Source organism: Bradyrhizobium hereditatis (assembly GCF_020329435.1).
In the GTDB taxonomy this organism is placed as follows: Bacteria; Pseudomonadota; Alphaproteobacteria; order Rhizobiales; family Xanthobacteraceae; genus Bradyrhizobium; species Bradyrhizobium hereditatis.
The window spans coordinates 434223-450450 of record NZ_JAGKJK010000005.1 but is presented as its reverse complement, the minus strand read 5'-3'; the positions used below and the strand labels follow the sequence as shown (position 1 = coordinate 450450).

12 protein-coding genes are annotated in these 16228 nt (G+C 64.1%); 6 read left to right on the top strand and 6 right to left on the bottom strand.

The features are described 5' to 3' along the window. Position 1 precedes the first annotated feature (1 nt). From J6524_RS14890 to J6524_RS14870, 5 genes are all read right to left on the bottom strand, one after another. Positions 2-763 carry a TIGR02186 family protein gene (locus tag J6524_RS14890; RefSeq protein WP_225671839.1) on the bottom strand — a complete coding sequence of 254 codons (762 nt, stop codon included), beginning with the start codon at positions 761-763 and terminating at the stop codon, positions 2-4. A 17-nt stretch (positions 764-780) separates the two neighbouring features. After that, positions 781-1707 (bottom strand): sulfite exporter TauE/SafE family protein, encoded by a 927-nt coding sequence (locus tag J6524_RS14885; protein ID WP_225671669.1) that lies wholly within the window; start codon positions 1705-1707, stop codon positions 781-783. A gap of 282 nt (positions 1708-1989) precedes the next feature. After that, positions 1990-2640, bottom strand: a complete 651-nt coding sequence (locus tag J6524_RS14880; RefSeq protein ID WP_312002387.1) for a COG3904 family protein — start codon at positions 2638-2640, stop codon at positions 1990-1992. Positions 2641-2898: 258 nt separating this feature from the next. Beyond that, positions 2899-6228, bottom strand: coding sequence for a tetratricopeptide repeat protein (locus J6524_RS14875; protein ID WP_225671665.1), 3330 nt, complete (start codon positions 6226-6228; stop codon positions 2899-2901). 190 nt (positions 6229-6418) lie between these two features. Continuing rightward, complete coding sequence (locus J6524_RS14870) at positions 6419-7012, bottom strand: PadR family transcriptional regulator (RefSeq protein WP_225671663.1); 594 nt, start codon at positions 7010-7012, stop codon at positions 6419-6421. Between the two features lie 129 nt (positions 7013-7141). On the opposite strand from J6524_RS14870, the gene J6524_RS14865 reads away from it, so the two are divergent. The 4 genes from J6524_RS14865 to J6524_RS14850 all read left to right on the top strand — a co-directional run bounded on the left by J6524_RS14865 (position 7142) and on the right by J6524_RS14850 (position 13159). Continuing rightward, positions 7142-7528 (top strand): nuclear transport factor 2 family protein, encoded by a 387-nt coding sequence (locus tag J6524_RS14865; RefSeq protein ID WP_225671661.1) that lies wholly within the window; start codon positions 7142-7144, stop codon positions 7526-7528. A gap of 185 nt (positions 7529-7713) precedes the next feature. Next, positions 7714-9504, top strand: a complete 1791-nt coding sequence (locus J6524_RS14860; protein ID WP_225671659.1) for an acyl-CoA dehydrogenase C-terminal domain-containing protein — start codon at positions 7714-7716, stop codon at positions 9502-9504. Positions 9505-9568: 64 nt separating this feature from the next. Next, complete coding sequence (locus tag J6524_RS14855) at positions 9569-10777, top strand: acetyl-CoA C-acetyltransferase (protein WP_225671657.1); 1209 nt, start codon at positions 9569-9571, stop codon at positions 10775-10777. A 168-nt stretch (positions 10778-10945) separates the two neighbouring features. Then, positions 10946-13159 carry an FAD-dependent oxidoreductase gene (locus tag J6524_RS14850; RefSeq protein WP_225671655.1) on the top strand — a complete coding sequence of 738 codons (2214 nt, stop codon included), beginning with the start codon at positions 10946-10948 and terminating at the stop codon, positions 13157-13159. A 216-nt stretch (positions 13160-13375) separates the two neighbouring features. Here the strand turns inward: J6524_RS14850 and gstA are convergent, their stop codons facing one another. Next, positions 13376-13990 (bottom strand): glutathione transferase GstA, encoded by a 615-nt coding sequence (gstA, locus tag J6524_RS14845; protein ID WP_225671653.1) that lies wholly within the window; start codon positions 13988-13990, stop codon positions 13376-13378. 124 nt (positions 13991-14114) lie between these two features. Between gstA and J6524_RS14840 the strand changes: the two genes are divergently transcribed. After that, entirely contained in the window at positions 14115-14603 is a 489-nt protein-coding gene (locus J6524_RS14840) for a MarR family winged helix-turn-helix transcriptional regulator (RefSeq protein ID WP_225671651.1), read from the top strand. 96 nt (positions 14604-14699) lie between these two features. Continuing rightward, positions 14700-16070, top strand: a complete 1371-nt coding sequence (locus tag J6524_RS14835; RefSeq protein WP_225671649.1) for a glutamate--cysteine ligase — start codon at positions 14700-14702, stop codon at positions 16068-16070. The last annotated feature ends 158 nt before the right edge of the window (positions 16071-16228 follow it).

The window sequence follows — 16228 nt, the reverse complement described above, 5'->3', positions numbered from 1 at the left end:
CTCAATCCCTCCTGAACACGATCGACGCCATCCAGCCGGTCATCAGTGCCATGAAGGCAGTGATCAGCCCGTAGACGAAGCCGTGCTGCAGCGCGGTGGTCGCTACGAATTGTTCGAAGCCGACCTTGACGATTTCGAATGCGGTATCCGTTTTGGTCACCAGCGCGCCGTCGGCGAACAGCTTGATCTCCACGTTGTAGAGACCGATCGGCACCTCGGCCGGCAGCGGAATGCCGGTACGGAACAGGGTCGGCGTCAGGAATGTCACCGCCGAGGTTTCCTCGCGATACAGGCCATGCTGCTTGCGCAGCCGCACGAAGGCGCTGCGGAACGCATCATCAGGCACCACGTCGGCGTAGTCGCCGCTGACGCGCTGGGTCAGCAACACATTGTTCAGCCCGAGCTGCTGTCGCCGCTGCACCTCCGGCGAGGCGATCGCGTCGAACGGCCGGTTGGAGAACAGGGCCAGATAGGTCGGTACTTTCAGGAATTGCCGGTAGTCGGTGTTGATCCAGATCCCGAACCTTCGCTCCTTGCGCCGCGTCACCATGTCGGCGCGCGGGCCGGCAACCGTCACCACCAGATCGTAGTTGCGATTGGGCGGTGTGTTGGCGTCCTTTTCCACCGAGCCGAACAGCACCAGCTCCTCGCCGGAATAGTTCGGCGTCACGGTGACGCGGTGGTTCGACACCGACACGATCAGCCGTTCGGCCTGCACCGGTGACGACACGAGCGCCGCGCCCAGCGCAAGCCATCCGAGCATCTGGGCGAGGTGCGCGGTCATCCCGTCACCCCTGTTTCCCGCACGGTGAACAGGTCCTCGGGCCGGATCACGAGTTCAACGGCAAAACGAATACCGACGGCGAGCACCAGCAGCCCGAGCAGCAGGCGCAGATGTTCGCCGCGGATTTTCTGCCCGGCCCGTGCGCCGAACTGCGCGCCGGTGACGCCGCCGACCATCAGGATCAGCGCCAGCACGGCGTCGACCAGGTGATTGGTGACAGCATGCAGCATGGTGGCGAACACCATGGTGACGAGGGTGAGCACCATCGAGGTGCCGATCACCGTTGAGGTCGGCACCCGCAGCACGTAGATCAAGAGTGGCACCAGGATGAAGCCGCCGCCGATACCCATCACGGCGCCGATGAAGCCGATGATCAGGCCAATCACCACGACCGGAATCACGGACAGATAGATCTTCGAGCGCTTGAAGCGCATCTTCAGCGGCAATCCATGGATCCAGACGTGGCTGCCGGGGCGGCGCAGGGTGACGGGGCCGCCCTTGCGCGCCCGGAGCAGCGCACGCAGGCCCTCCCAGAACATCAGGCCCCCGACGGTGGTCAGCAGGATCACGTAGGACGTCGCGATCATCAGATCGAGCTGACCCAGCGAGCGCAGCAGCGTAAAAGTCCAAACCCCCAGCGCCGTGCCTAGACTGCCGCCGGTCAATAGCACCACCGCCAGGACCGGATCGATCGCGCGTCGTCGCCAATAGGAGATCGCACCGGAAAACGAGGAGGCGGCAATGTGGCTGGCGACCGAGGCGACCGCGACCGCAGGCGCAATGCCCACGAAGATGAGTAGCGGCGTCATCAGGAAACCGCCGCCGATCCCGAACATGCCGGAGACGAACCCCACCGCTGCGCCCATCGCCAGGATGAGGAAGACATTGACCGGAATGTCGGCGATCGGGAGGTAGAGCTGCACGCGCGCCTGCTTTTTGTAGCTTTGCCGTACGAGACGGCCAGGGAAGCCGCTCGGGGCGTGGTTTCTGTTGGGTTTGCCGGCAGTGGGGAGCCAGTTCGCGCATGCATCATTGCGTGCGCAGCGCCGGTTCCCGCACCTTTGCATAACTGAATTCGGGGGGATGGGGGACTAAAAATGCCCGGAAAGGCAAATTTTTGCCTGAGAGACTCGCGCTTCCGTCGTTCGCTGGCGCGGAAGTCATCAATCGGCCGGCGGGTCCTTCGCAGCCCTTGCCCAGGCGGCTCAGGGCTTTTCGATGGGGGCTGTAACGAGATTCATCGTGAGCGCTTGCCTCGGGCTGAGCCAGCGAATGTCCCTGGTCTCGGACATCGCTTCCACGATCGAGGAGGAGACGCCCATTTTTGTCATGTAGCCGAGCACCGCGCCCGATATCCGCTGGGCCTCCGCGACAGGGTCGTTCACGGGCCTGGTCGTGACAAAGCGGTGAACGCCGAGCGCCGAACCCAATACGCCGAAGCGCGGTTTGCCCCCGGCATAGGTGAGCACGCAGGCGCTGGCGCAATAGCCCGGTTTGATGCGGCCCGAGGCATCGGCGCTGCCGACGGCGGTCGCCAGCGAACGCGACCTGATAATCTCGCCCATGATCATGGCCTGGTTCAAATCGCCGCCGGGGGAGGCCAAGAGGACGATGTCGCCCGTAGCGAGATTGGCTTGGTCCAGCCTGCTCCGAAACCAGCTCGCGGCGGCAGGGCCGATCGTGCCGCTGACGAACAGCGCACGCCGGCCCTTGCTCGAACCATCGAGATAAAGCGTGTCGATCACCTCAGACGTCAGGCTCGGCGCGACGTACTGGTCCTTCCAGTAGTGCCAGGCATCCGGCTGCGACAGGTCCCGGTAGGCGCGAATGCAGACACCGGCAACCAGCAGGACCAAGATCGCGATCGACCAGAAATGCCGTTGGCGCCGGGGCGGCCGTGGCGGCACCGGGGGCTGACCGGGCGGTATGCGTGGCGGCGCCACCACAGGACCCGTCGGTGACCTGCGGAAGCGGTTTTCCCCTTGGTTGTCTTCGCTCGACAATCGGTCCTCGTTGCAGGCCGACCCGTTCGGGTGCAGGCACGCCCCAAGCAATATACCAATTTTTGGCCGAGGATAGGCGGCGATGCCGGTCGGCATCGCGGTGGGCTCAGGTCAGTGAATGGCGGCGGTGCGCTTGGCCGGGGCCGGCTTGGCCGCAGGCTTGGTGGTGGCCGGTGCGGCATCCCAGCCGCCCGCGGGCGAGGCCACGTTGACGGCGTCGTCGGGTTGCGGCTCGACCGTAAAGGTTTGGATGGCAAGCCTGGCCGCCGCGAGCGACTGGGCATCGAGCCGTTTGGCGACATCATCGCGCTTGCGGCCGGCGTCTGCATCGCCTTGGGCCGCCGCGAGGCTGAACCATTTGAAGGATTCGGCGAGGTTCTGTTCGACGCCGATGCCGCGCGCATAGAGAATGCCGAGGTTGAACTGGCTGTCGGCGACGCCGCGATCGGCGGCCTTGCGGAACCAGATCGACGCGCTCTTGTAGTTGGCGCCCTTGCCGCCACCATCGGCGTCCAGCACGGCCAGATTATGCATTGCCTTGGCGCTGCCGCGCTCGGCGGCCTGCAGATAGTAACGGCGCGCGATATCGACGTCCTTCTTCACGCTCAGCCCCTTCTCGTAGAAGGTGCCAAGCCGGAACAGCGCCGGCACGATGCCGGCCTGCGCCGCACGGTCGTACCATTTCGCGGCTTCGTCGAGATTGGGGGCAACGCCCTTGCCCTCGGCAAAGCGCAGGCCGATTTCGTAGGCCGCGGCCGGGTCGCCCTTCAGCGCGGCGGCGCGCAACACCGGGCCGCCGATCGCATCAGGCAGCCGCTCGCTTGGTGGCACCGCGATCATGGCGAGCTTGCCGCCGGTCGCCGGCACCGTCGAGATCGTGCCGGTGACGTCGCCGGCCGCAGCCGGGGGCGTCGGATCTTGCGCTGGCGGTGCGATCCGCGCGCTATCGAGCGTATTGGGTGCGGAAGAATTGTTAGACTGCTTCTCGACCGGCGTCGGCGAAATCATCATGGGCGGCGGGGTTGGCGTCGCAGGCATTGCGGGCCTGGCGTTGGTCTCTGCCGGCGCCAGGGACTGCGCCGGAGCGGCCGGCTCGCTCGGCTGCCCCATCATCGGCAGCTGCAACACGCTGCCGGTATCGAGCAGCGTCATCGCCATCTTGAACGTGCCGAGCACGATCACGACCACGCTCGCGCCGACCAGCAGCGAGCGGATCTTGGAGGAAATGTTCGAAGGATTCTTGTCGTCAGCCTTTGCCTTAGCCTTGTCGCCGCCCTTGTCCTTGGGCGCGGCCTTTGCCGCCCGTCCGGCTTTCTCCGGTGGGGGCGCAGCGGCAGCGGCCTGCGCGGCGCGGCGCGCGGCGGCAATGAAGCTCGACGAGCTGACCGGCTCCTTCGGCCCGTTCGCGATCTCGCTGATTGCGTTTTCGGAAGCTGCGATCCGTTCCGATGGGGAAGCCATACGCGGGGGCGGCCTTGTGCCCGGCTCGAGCGGATGATCGGGCGGCAAGTCCGGCGCGATCGCGGTGCGCGGCGCGGCGGCATGCGGCTCCAGGATTTCGCTGATCGCGCGCGGCGGCAATGGCGGGGCGACCGGCGCAGCCGGCGGCTGCGCTGCGTGGAATTCGCGCGGGGCGGCGACAAAATGTTCCTGCGGCCCGGCCTGCAGCGCGGCTGGGTTGGGCAATTCCGGCTTGGTTTGCTGCGGAAAGGTCTTTAGCGGCGTGGTCGGGCGCGACACTTCCTCGTGCGTCTCGGCCGCTGCAGGCGGAGAGGCGGGCGCGCTAGGCGCGGCGCGAACGGTGCGCAGATCGCCTTCGATCATCGACAGGCGGTCGACCACATGGCCGAGCGTGCTGTGAACGGTTTCCAGCGAATCCTGCGTGCGGCGGTCGGATTCCGACTGGCTGAAGCGGATGTCGGACAGTTCGCGCTTGACCAGATCGACGATGCCGGGATCCATCGCTTGCGCCGCGCCGCCGGCATTGCGGTTGGAGTCGGCGAGTGCAACCAGGCTGGCGTGCTGGCGCTCGAGCGAACGCAGAATGTCGTGCAGGCCTTCCTCGACCCGTCCGAGATCGATGGTGGGCGCCGCGGAACGATCGTTGGAGGCTTCCAGGCGCTCCAGCAGATAGGCGACGCGCTGTTCGAGATGGGCAAACGCCGACGCATTGTCGTTGCCGACCGGGATGCGGTCGAGCCGTTCCGACAGCGAGCGCAGCGCGTTCTCGACATACTCCGAAGGTTCGCCCGCGAGCGTCGGTTGCCTGCTTTCCAGCGTCGAGGTTAGTGCGGCCAGGCGCTGCTCGAGCTGTCCGAGGGCATCACTGTTGCCGTCAAAGCGGGAAAGCTGATCGACCTTGGCCGATAGCGCGTGAACGTCATCGGCGAGCCGGGCCAGCGCGTCGTTGGAGGCGACGTTGGCGACGATGGCGCGCAATGCTGCAATCGCGCTTTCGAGCTGCTGCACGGTCGACGGATCGTCATTCGTGCGCAGGATCAGGTCGAGCTTGGCGCCGAGATTGCGGATCGCCTCGTCATAGCCGGTGAGCTGCTCGGCTGGCGTCAGCGAACCCAGCGCCTCGCGGATTTCGCCAAGGGCGCTCTCGATATTGGCCAGCGTCTGGCCGTCGCTGCCGTTACTGCGGCTGTCATCGATGCGGCGGGACAGCGAGCGGATTTCGTTCTCGAGCGATTCGATCTCCCGGCGCGGCACCGCCTCGGTGATGGCCTGACGGATTTCGGCGAGTTCGCTGCGGAAGGCGGCAATCGACTGCTCGATATGGTCGGGACGCTGCAGCGCCTCGATCTGGCTGGTGATCTTGATCAGGTGCCGTTCGAGCGACGAAAAATCCGGACCGGCTGGCGCTGCTTGCGCCGCCGGTTGTGCGGACGACTGCACAGGCGCAGCGGCGCCATTGCGCGGCGGCGCCTGCCGCGGCGGCGGGCTGTCAAGTTCGTTCTGGCGCGCCGCGATTTCGGCAATCGCAAAATCCATCGAGGCCGGGCTGAGCGGCGGCGCGGGGCGATAGACCTGCGCGGCGGCACGTTCGACGACGTCGGTCTGCCGCTGCTTCTCCTGCATCTGGGCTTGCCGGGCCGGCGCGGAAATCTGCGAGAGCCGCGCATCGAGGCGAGAAATGGCGTCGTTGAGCTGGCGGGCCACCGTCGGCTCGCCACGCGGCGTTGGCCGCGAGATCTGCTCGATCTGCCGCGTGATCGAATCCAGCCGCTGGTGAATGTCGGCGACATCGGGGACCTGCCGGCCGGGCACCGCTGGCCGCTGCGCCGCAGACGCGCCGAAATTGGATGGTGCGGATTCGCCGAGAGTTGAATTGAGCCAGTCGTTCAGGGACATGCCGGCGCGGCGCGCGGCCGCCTCGGCCCTTTCGCGAACGGAAGGATCAATGCTGTCAACACTCCACGATACGCGCGAATTCATGCTTTGGTCCGGTTCCGCTACGGCGCCCCACCTGCGCCATCAGCCTCCCCGCGCGTCCCACTGAAGAGACAATCGAATTTCGCGCAGGTCGTCTGCCTCAGAACCTGACTTTTGTTCGTCACGGTAAATAACGGGTTAAGGAATGGAACAGGCCGCCGCAAAAGTTACCGGGCCGGCCGGTCGGCCGGTTCTAGCCGCTATTCTCGCGCTTGTTGGCCTCCATCGGCACGACCTTGGGTCGCTCCGCGCCGGATAGCGCCGACAACGCCTCGATCGCCTCTTCGCACCATTCCGCGACGGCGCGCTCGTGGGCAAGGCCGATGCGCAAGCCCAGCAGCTTGCCCACATCGGCCGGCGGCGCCGTGCCATCGGGGAAGCGTTTGTTGAGCAAGCGCTCGTAGCGGGCGAAGCGATCGCGGTGATGTTCGAGGCGCGCCATCAGGTCGGTGCGCAGCGGTTCGATGTCGACGCTGTCGAGCGCGTAGAGCCGCACCAGAAGGTCGTCCTTGATCGAGGCCGGCACGCTCGGCCGCTTAGCCCAGTGCCGGAGCGCGGCGCGGCCCTCCGGCGTCAAGGTATAGACCAGCTTGTTGGGCTTGCCGGACTGCACCACCTCGCGGCCCTGGATATGGCCGCGGTCGCGCAGCTTGGTGAGCTCCCGATAAATTTGCTGGTGGTCGGCCTTCCAGAAGAATCCAATGGAGTTGTCGAACGTCTTGGCGAGCTCATAGCCCGTCATCGGACGTTCGGTCAGGCAGGCAAGGATCGCATCTCCGAGCGCCAAGACGCTGGTCTCCGGCTTTCAATTGTAATTTGACATTATGCATAAAGTTGCATATGCGTCAATGCGCATAAGCTCCGGAGAGGTCCTTCCCCGGCGTCCAGCCCGTCATCGCCCGATGAAGGAGACATGATGACCATGAGCGGCCTCGACAAGTGGTACGGCTACATGAAGTCGCACGATGCGGCGGCACTGTGGGACTTGCTGCATCCGGATGCTGTCTTCGAAAGCCCCGTCGTTCACACGCCGCAGCGCGGGCGCGACATCACCTTCAAATATCTGGCGAGCGCCGACAAGGTGCTGGGTGGTCCCGGCTTCAAATACACCGGCGAATGGCGCAACGCGAACGGCGCGGTCCTCGAATTCGAAAACGAGATCGACGGCATCAAGATCAACGGCGTCGACATCATCACCTTCAGCGATGACGGTAAGATCACGCACTTCAAGGTGATGGTGCGTCCGCTGAAGGGAATCAATCTGCTGCACCGCTTGATGGGGGAGCAACTCGCCAAGCAGTGATGAGGGCGAGGGAGCAAAGACCACGACGATGTCTGGTGCCGTTTATGTCGCAATGGCTGTCCGGATATTTGCTGGCCCGCTCACTCCCTAGCACTGCCGGAACCAGATAAGGTCTCGTTCCGGAACGCCACGACGAATTTCTTTTTCAAGCGCCTTAGCCATCTTGCCGCTGCCGGGAGAACATCATGCCGATCTACAAAGCCCCTGTGGAAGACGTCACCTTCCTGCTCAACGACGTGTTCCAGATCGATCGCTACGACAATCTGCCCGGCTTCACCGACGCTTCCGCCGATGTGCGCGAGGCGATCTTGGGGGAGGCCGCAAAACTCTCCGAAGAGGTGCTGCAGCCGCTCAACCGCGTCGGCGATCTCGAAGGCTGCAAGCGGCATGACGACGGCAGTGTCACCACGCCGAAGGGCTTTAAGGAAGCTTTCAAGCAAGTCGCCGAAGGCGGCTGGCTCGGCCTCTCGGCGCCCACGGAGTACGGCGGGCAGGGGCTGCCGGTGATGCTGAGCCAGGTCGTGACCGAATTCCAGAGCGCGGCCAACATGGCGTTCTCGATGTATGGTGGTCTCACAATGGGCGCGACCGCGGCGCTGCTCGTGCACGGCGACGCCGAGCAGAAGAAGACCTATGTGCCGAAGATGGTGGCGGGCGAGTGGACCGGCACCATGAACCTCACTGAGCCGCAATGCGGCACCGATCTCGGTCTGCTGCGCACTCGCGCGGTGAGGCAGGCTGACGGCAGCTACAAAATCACGGGCACCAAGATCTTCATCTCATCCGGTGAGCATGACCTCGCCGAGAACATCATCCATCTGGTGCTGGCGCGCATCGAAGGCGCGCCCGCCGGCATCAAGGGTGTGTCGCTGTTCGTCGTGCCGAAATTCCTCGTCAATGCCGATGGTTCGCTCGGGCAGCGCAACGGCGTGTCGTGCGGCTCGATCGAGCACAAGATGGGCATCCACGGCAATTCCACCTGCGTGATGAACTACGACAACGCCACCGGCTGGCTGATCGGCGAAGAGAACAAGGGCATGCAGGGCATGTTCGTGATGATGAACGAGGCCCGCCTCGGCGTCGCCGTGCAGGGCCTCGCCCAGTCCGAGGTCGCCTATCAGAACGCCGTCGCCTATGCGCGCGAACGCCTGCAGGGCCGCGCGCTGACCGGCGCAAAGGAGGCCGACAAGCCGGCCGACCCGATCATCGTGCATCCCGACGTGCGCCGTGTGCTGCTCACCATCCGCGCCTTCAACGAGGCGGCGCGCGCCATGGTGGTGTGGACCGCATTGAAGAGCGACGTCGCCCACCGCTCCGCCGACCCCAAGGACCGCGAGGCGGCCGACGACCACATGGGACTGATGACCCCGGTCATGAAGGGCATGATGACCGACGTCGGCTTCTCCAACACCGTGCTGGCGCAGCAGATGTATGGCGGTCATGGCTACATTGCCGAGCATGGCATGGAGCAGTTCGTGCGCGATGCCCGCATCGCCATGCTCTACGAGGGCGCCAACGGCATCCAGGCGCTCGACCTGGTCGGCCGCAAGCTGCCGCGCAATGGCGGCCGTGCCGCGATGGCGTTCTTCGCCGAAGTCGGCGCGTTCGCCAAGGAACACGGCGGTGATGAAGCGATGAAGCCGTTCGTCACCCCGCTCTCGACCGCTCTCGGTCACCTGCAGCAGGCCACCGGCTGGCTGATGCAGAATGCGATGACCAAGCCCGACAATGCTGGCGCCGCCGCCACCGACTACATGCATTTGTTCGGCCTCGTCGCCTTCGGCTTCATGTGGGCGCGGATGGCGAAAGTGGCGCAGGATAAGATTGCGGCCTCTGGCGCCACGCCCTACCTGAACACCAAGCTGGTGACCGGCCGCTTCTTCATGGAGCGGATGCTGCCGGAGACTCACGTCCATCTTGCGCGTATCCAGTCCGGCTGCGCCACGACCATGGAATTGGCGGCGGAAGCGTTCTGAGATTTTCCGCCGTTTCTCCGATCTTTCGCCTATAATATTATGATCCTCATACCAGGAGGGCGTCATGCCTGAGGCATATATCTACGATCACGTTCGCACCCCGCGCGGCCGCGGCAAGCCCGACGGCGCGCTCCACGAGGTCACCGCGCTGGCGCTGGCCACCGTGCCGCTGCAGGCGCTGAAGGAGCGTAACAATCTCGCTGAAGACGTTGTCGACGACGTCGTGCTCGGCGTGGTCGATCCGGTCGGCGAAGCCGGAAGCGACATCGCGCGCTTCGCCGCCTTGAAGGCGGGCCTCGGCGAGACCGTGCCGGGCGTGCAGATCAGCCGCTTCTGCGCCTCCGGCCTCGACGCCGTGAATTTCGCGGCCGCCCAGATCATGAGCGGCCAGCATGAGCTGGTGATCGGCGGCGGCGCCGAATCGATGAGCCGCGTCGGCATCGGCGCGTCCGGCGGCGCTTGGCCGATGGACCCCTCGATGGCGGTGCCGGCCTATTTCATGCCGCAGGGCGTCTCGGCCGATCTGATCGCGACCAAATACGGTTTTTCGCGCGACGATGTCGATGCCTATGCGGTGCAGAGTCAGCAGCGCGCGGGCAAGGCGTGGGATGAGGGCCGCTTCGATAGGTCAGTGGTGCCGGTGAAGGACATCAACGGCCTGACTATCCTTGCCAAGGATGAGCACATGCGCCCGACCACGACCATGCAGTCGCTGGCGCAACTGCAGCCGTCCTTCACCATGGTGGCCCAGATGGGCGGCTTCGATGCGGTAGCGATCCAGTCGCATCCGGAAATCGAGCGCGTCAATTACGTGCACCATGCCGGCAACTCCTCCGGCATCGTCGACGGCGCTGGCGCCGTGCTGCTCGGCAGCAAGGAAGCGGGCGCCAAGCACGGCCTGAAGCCGCGCGCCAAGATCCGCGCCTTCGCCAATATCGGCTCCGAGCCCGCGATGATGCTGACCGGCCCGGTCGATGTCACCGAAAAGCTGTTCGCGCGCTCCGGCATGAAGAAGTCGGACATCGACCTGTTCGAATTGAACGAGGCCTTCGCCTCGGTCGTGCTGCGCTACATCCAGGCGTTCGACATCGATAACGCGAAGATCAACGTCAATGGCGGCGCAATCGCGCTCGGCCATCCACTCGGCGCGACCGGCGCGATGATCCTCGGCACCGTGCTCGATGAACTGGAGCGGACCAACAAGTCGACCGCGCTGGTGACGCTATGCATCGGCGGCGGCATGGGGACGGCGACGATTATCGAACGAGTCTGAGTGCGTAGGGTGGGTTAGCCGCCGCCGTAGCTCAACGAGCGAAGGCGGAAGGCGTAACCCACCGTGCCACGGCAAGAGATTGGTGGGTTACGCTTCGCTGACCCACCCTACGAATTCAAGCTTAACCGCCGCGCCTGAGATCGGCTGCGGCACCGAGGGAGCACCAACATGGCCTTCAAGAATTTCAAGCTAGAGACCGACACCGACGGGATTGCGCTCGTCACTTGGGATATTCCCGGACGTTCGATGAACGTGCTGGACGAGACCTCGACCACCGAGCTCGAGGAGATTTTGAAGCAGACCACCGCCGACGCCGCGGTGAAGGGTGTCGTCATCACCTCCGCTAAGGAAGCGTTCTGCGCCGGCGCTGATCTTTCCATGCTGGAGGGCATGAACAAGGAATACGCCAAGGTCTTTAAAGAGAAGGGCGAGGTCGAGGCTAACCAGATGCTGTTCGACCAGAGCCGACGCTTCTCGCTGGTGCTGCGTGGCATCGAGACCTGCGGCAAGCCATGGGCGGCCGCGATCAACGGGCTCGCGCTCGGCGGCGGTTTTGAGGTGACGCTGTCCTGCCACTACCGCGTCGCGGCCGAGAACCCCAAGACCCGGCTCGGCTTGCCCGAGGTGAAGGTCGGCCTGTTCCCCGGCGCCGGCGGCACCCAGCGCGTGCCGCGCCTCGTGCCGCCCCAGGATGCGATGACCATCCTCCTCAAGGGCGATCCTGTCACCGTGGAGAAGGCCAAGTCGCTCAACCTGATTCACGCCATCGTGCCCGCCGCCGACCTGATCAAGGCGGCCAAGGACTGGATCAAGGGCGGCGGCAAGGCGGTCGCGCCCTGGGACGAGAAGGGATTCAAGCTGCCGGGCGGTCCGGTGTTCTCCAAGGCCGGCATGATGATGTTCCCGGCCGGCAATGCGATCTATCGCCGCGAGACCTACGACAATTATCCGGCGGCGCGCGCCATCATGAGCTGTGTCTATGAGGGCCTGCAGCTCCCCATCGACGCCGCGCTGCGCGTCGAATCGCGCTATTTCACGAAGGTGCTGCGCTCCAAGGAAGCGGCGGCGATGATCCGCAGCCTGTTCCTGTCGATGCAGGAACTGAACAAAGGTGCGCGGCGTCCGCAGAACGTGCCGCCGACCAAGGTGAAGAAGATCGCCGTGATCGGCGCCGGCTTCATGGGCGCCAGCGTCGGCTACGTCTCGGCCCGCGCCGGCCTCGACGTCGTGCTGATCGACCGCGACCAGGAAAGCGCCGACAAGGGCAAGGCTCACGCCAAGAGCGTTATCGACGGTCTGATCGCCAAGGGCCGCGCCAAGCAGCCTGAAGCCGATGCCATCATGTCACGCATCACGGCAACCGCTGATTATGCGGCCCTGAAGGATTGCGACCTCGTGATTGAGGCCGTGTTCGAGGACCGCAAGGTCAAGGCCGATACTTTCGCCAAGGCGCAGCAGTATCTCAAGGCGGACGCGATCTTCGCCTCCAACACTTCGACGCTGCCGATCACCTCGCTCGCCGAAAGCTTTGAGGATCAGGGCAAGTTCATCGGCATCCATTTCTTCTCGCCCGTCGAGAAGATGATGCTGGTCGAGATCATTCTCGGCAAGAACACCGGCGACATCGCGCTGGCGACTGCGCTCGATTACGTCCGCATCATCGGCAAGACGCCGATCGTCGTGAACGACTCCCGCGGCTTCTACGCCAACCGCTGCGTCGGCCGTTACATCGCCGAAGGCAACGAGATGTTCCTCGAAGGTGTGCCGCCGGCGATGATCGAGAACTGCGCCAAGATGGCCGGCATGCCGGTCGGTCCGCTGTCGCTGTCGGATGAAGTAGCCCTCGATCTTGGCCTCAAGGTCATGAAAGCGACTGAGGCAGACCTCGGTCCCAACGCCGTCAACCCGGATCAGAAGAAGCTGATGGTGGAGATGGTCGAGAAGCAGGGCCGCCTCGGCCGCAAGAACAGCAAGGGCTTTTACGGCTACCCCGAGAAGGGCAAGGGTCAGAAGAGCCTGTGGCCTGGTCTCTCTGCGCTGCAGCCCAAGCAGCTCGATCCTGACACCATCGACATCGAGGAGTTGAAGCAGCGCTTTTTGGTAGTGCAGGCGGTGGAGGCCGCACGCACGGTGGAAGATCACGTCATCACCGACCCGCGCGAGGCCGATGTCGGCTCGATCTTAGGGTTTGGCTTCGCGCCGTTCACCGGCGGCACGCTGTCCTACATCGACTTCATGGGCGCGCGAAAATTCGTCGAGCTCTGCCACAAGCTGGAAGCCAAATACGGCTCGCGCTTCACCCCGCCAAAGCTGCTGGAGGACATGGCGGCGAGGAACGAGACCTTCTACGGCCGCTTCGCGCCGAAGAAGGCGGCGGCATAGGGTCGCGAAGTGCGTGGTCGTCCCTGCGAACGCAGGGACCCATACCGCGTGATCTATCGATAAGCCTTGTTGGTCGACGCCTTTCGGAAAACAACAACTCCCTGTGGTTATGGATCCCTGCGTTCGCAGGGACGACCACTGGAGAGAGCGGTGACACGAATGAAGAGGGCCGGATCATCGAATCCGGCCCTTCGTTCGTCGCGATCCCTGAAACCCTCACGCCGCCTTCAGCAGCCCTTCCTTGGTCATCGCTTCCTGCACCCTCGGACGGGCGCCGACGCGGGCCTTGTAGGCCATCAGGTTCGGCATGTCAGTGAGATCGAATTTCAACCGGTCGGTCGCCCACATCAGCATGGTGAACAGGTAGCCGTCGGCGACGGTGAACTGCTGGCCCATCAGATAGTCCCGTCCGGCAAGCGCGGTGTCCAGATACTTGAATTTGGACATCGCGCGGTCCTTGAAGAAACCCTTGGCGTCGTCGGCGAGCAGCGGAGAGAACATCGGTCCGAGATTCTTGTGCAGCTCGGTCGTGATGTAGTTCAGCCATTCGAGCAGCTTGTAGCGCTCCTGCGAATCGCGTGCGGGCGCCAGATTCTTGCCGGCCTTGTCGGCGATCATCTGCACGATAACGGGTCCTTCGGTGACCAGCTCGCCGGAATCGAGCTGCACCGCCGGCACCTGGCCCTTCGGATTGACCTTCAGAAAATCGTCACCGTTTTCCAGTTTCTTGGCGCGCAGATCGACCTTCACCAGCTCATAGGGCAGACCGGCTTCCAGAAGGGCGATATGGGGAGATAACGAGCAGGCGCCCGGGGAATAGTACAGTTTCATTGGATTTTTCCTTCCCTCGTAATTATTGGCGGACCGACTAAATGCATCTGCATGAAATAGTCAAGATTGATGCACCTGCATTTAGTGCGGTACACTGATCATTGACTGATATGGACCCCGGACCATGAAACGCAAACCATCGACCGAGGCGACTGCCGCCTGGATCCGCCTGATGCGGGTGCAGAGCCGGGTGCTCGACGCCGTCGAGCAGGATTTGAAGAAGGCCGGCTTCCCGCCGCTGGCCTGGTATGACGCGCTGCTGGAGCTGTCGCGCGCGCCGTCCGGCGAGTTGCGTCCGGTGGAGTTGGAAAAGCAGATGCTGATCCCGCAATATTCCACCTCTCGGCTGATCGACCGCCTGGTGGACGAGGGCCTGGCGGCGCGGCGCGAATGCAAGGTCGACAAGCGTGGCCAGTTCGTGGAGATCACCGAAGCCGGGCGCGAGCTGCAGAAGAAAATGTGGACCGCCTATTCGGCGGCGATCGAAAAACACGTCGGCTCGAAACTATCCGACGCCGACGCCATCAAGCTTTGCGGTCTGCTCGACCGGCTGGGCTGCTCCTGCTCCGATGTCAAGGCGGCTGCTGCCCGCGACAGCGTGCCGACGCGATGACGGCCCTGATACGTTTCGTTGTTGCGGACGTCGTCGTCCGCATCCCTTCAGCCACACGGCGCGTTCGGTCGAATCGCCAGTTTTCCGGATTTTTTCATGGCGCGTGACCAGATCGATATGACGCCGCTGCAATCACGTGACGAACTCGTCGCGTGGTTCGAAGCCGGCATCAAGCCGCCGTCCGACTTCCGCATCGGCACCGAGCACGAGAAGACCCCGTTCACGCTCGAGGGTCATCAGCCCGTGCCATACGAAGGCGCGCGTGGTATCGGCGCGCTGCTCGAAGGCATGCAGCTCCTGCTCGGCTGGGAGCCGATCATGGAGAACGGCAACATCATCGGTCTCTACGACGTCACCGGCGGCGGCGCGATTTCGCTGGAGCCCGGCGGCCAGTTCGAATTGTCGGGCGCGCCGGTCGAAAACGTGCACCAGACCCAGTCCGAATTGATGGCGCATCTGGCGCAGGTCCGCGAGATCGCAACGCCCCTCGGCATCGGCTTTCTCGGCCTCGGCATGACGCCGTCCTGGTCGCGGTCGCAGATCCCGCTGATGCCCAAGGGCCGCTACAAGATCATGACCAATTACATGCCGAAGGTCGGAAACTACGGCATCGACATGATGTACCGGACCTGTACGGTGCAGACCAATCTCGACTTCTCCTCGGAAGCCGACATGGTCAAGAAGCTGCGGGTGTCGATCGCGCTGCAGCCGGTGGCGACCGCCCTGTTCGCCAATTCGCCCTTTACCGAAGGCAAGCCCAACGGCTTCCTGTCGTTCCGCTCCGAGATCTGGCGCGACACCGACAATGCCCGCTCTGGCATGCTGCCTTGGGTGTTCGAGGACGGCATGGGATTCGAGCGCTGGGTCGACTACGCGCTCGACGTGCCCATGTACTTCGTCAAGCGCGGCGAGAGCTATATCGATGTCGCCGGCTCCTCGTTCCGCGCCTTCTTCGAGGGCCGCAACAATTCGCTTCCTGGCGAGCGCCCGACCTTGTCCGACTGGTCCAACCACCTGTCGACGATTTTCCCGGAAGTCCGCCTCAAGCGCTATCTGGAAATGCGCGGCGCCGACGGCGTGCCGTGGGGCCGGCTGCCGGCGCTGCCGGCATTCTGGGTCGGCCTGTTGTATGACAATGACAGCCTCGATGCGGCCTGGGATCTGGTAAGCCACTGGACCGCCGCGGAGCGTCAGGCTTTGCGCGATGACGTGCCGCGCTTCGGCTTCAAGGCCAGGATCAAGGATCGTTACCTGTTCGAAATCGCCAAGGAATGCCTGAAGCTGTCGTATGAGGGCTTGCAGCGGCGCAACCGCGTCGACCATTCCGGCCGCGACGAGAGCCGCCATCTGGAGCCGCTGGAGCGGATCCTCGAATCGGGCCGCACGCCGGCGGAGGAAATGCTGGACAAGTTCAACGGCCCCTGGGGCGGTTCCGTGGAGCCGGTCTATCAGGAATACGCGTTCTAATTGAACGGGTTGCCTCGCCTATTCGCCGTTCATGCGCCGTACAGGTTGATGACGCTCAAATGACGACCGGCTGGAGCATGAGCCGGAAAGCCGGGTGCGGCTTTCCGAAACGTGCATGCTTATATCGAAGGGGCTGGGGCGGGACGGCGCTTCGAAGA

Bases quoted from the DNA above. Each gene is read 5' to 3' on its own strand.
- J6524_RS14890 (WP_225671839.1), bottom strand. From the start codon at position 763: ATGCTCGGATGGCTTGCGCTGGGCGCGGCGCTCGTGTCGTCACCGGTG.
- J6524_RS14875 (WP_225671665.1), bottom strand. From the start codon at position 6,228: ATGAATTCGCGCGTATCGTGGAGTGTTGACAGCATTGATCCTTCCGTT.
- J6524_RS14865 (WP_225671661.1), top strand. From the start codon at position 7,142: ATGACCATGAGCGGCCTCGACAAGTGGTACGGCTACATGAAGTCGCAC.
- J6524_RS14860 (WP_225671659.1), top strand. From the start codon at position 7,714: ATGCCGATCTACAAAGCCCCTGTGGAAGACGTCACCTTCCTGCTCAAC.
- J6524_RS14855 (WP_225671657.1), top strand. From the start codon at position 9,569: ATGCCTGAGGCATATATCTACGATCACGTTCGCACCCCGCGCGGCCGC.
- J6524_RS14850 (WP_225671655.1), top strand. From the start codon at position 10,946: ATGGCCTTCAAGAATTTCAAGCTAGAGACCGACACCGACGGGATTGCG.
- gstA (WP_225671653.1), bottom strand. From the start codon at position 13,990: ATGAAACTGTACTATTCCCCGGGCGCCTGCTCGTTATCTCCCCATATC.
- J6524_RS14840 (WP_225671651.1), top strand. From the start codon at position 14,115: ATGAAACGCAAACCATCGACCGAGGCGACTGCCGCCTGGATCCGCCTG.
- J6524_RS14835 (WP_225671649.1), top strand. From the start codon at position 14,700: ATGGCGCGTGACCAGATCGATATGACGCCGCTGCAATCACGTGACGAA.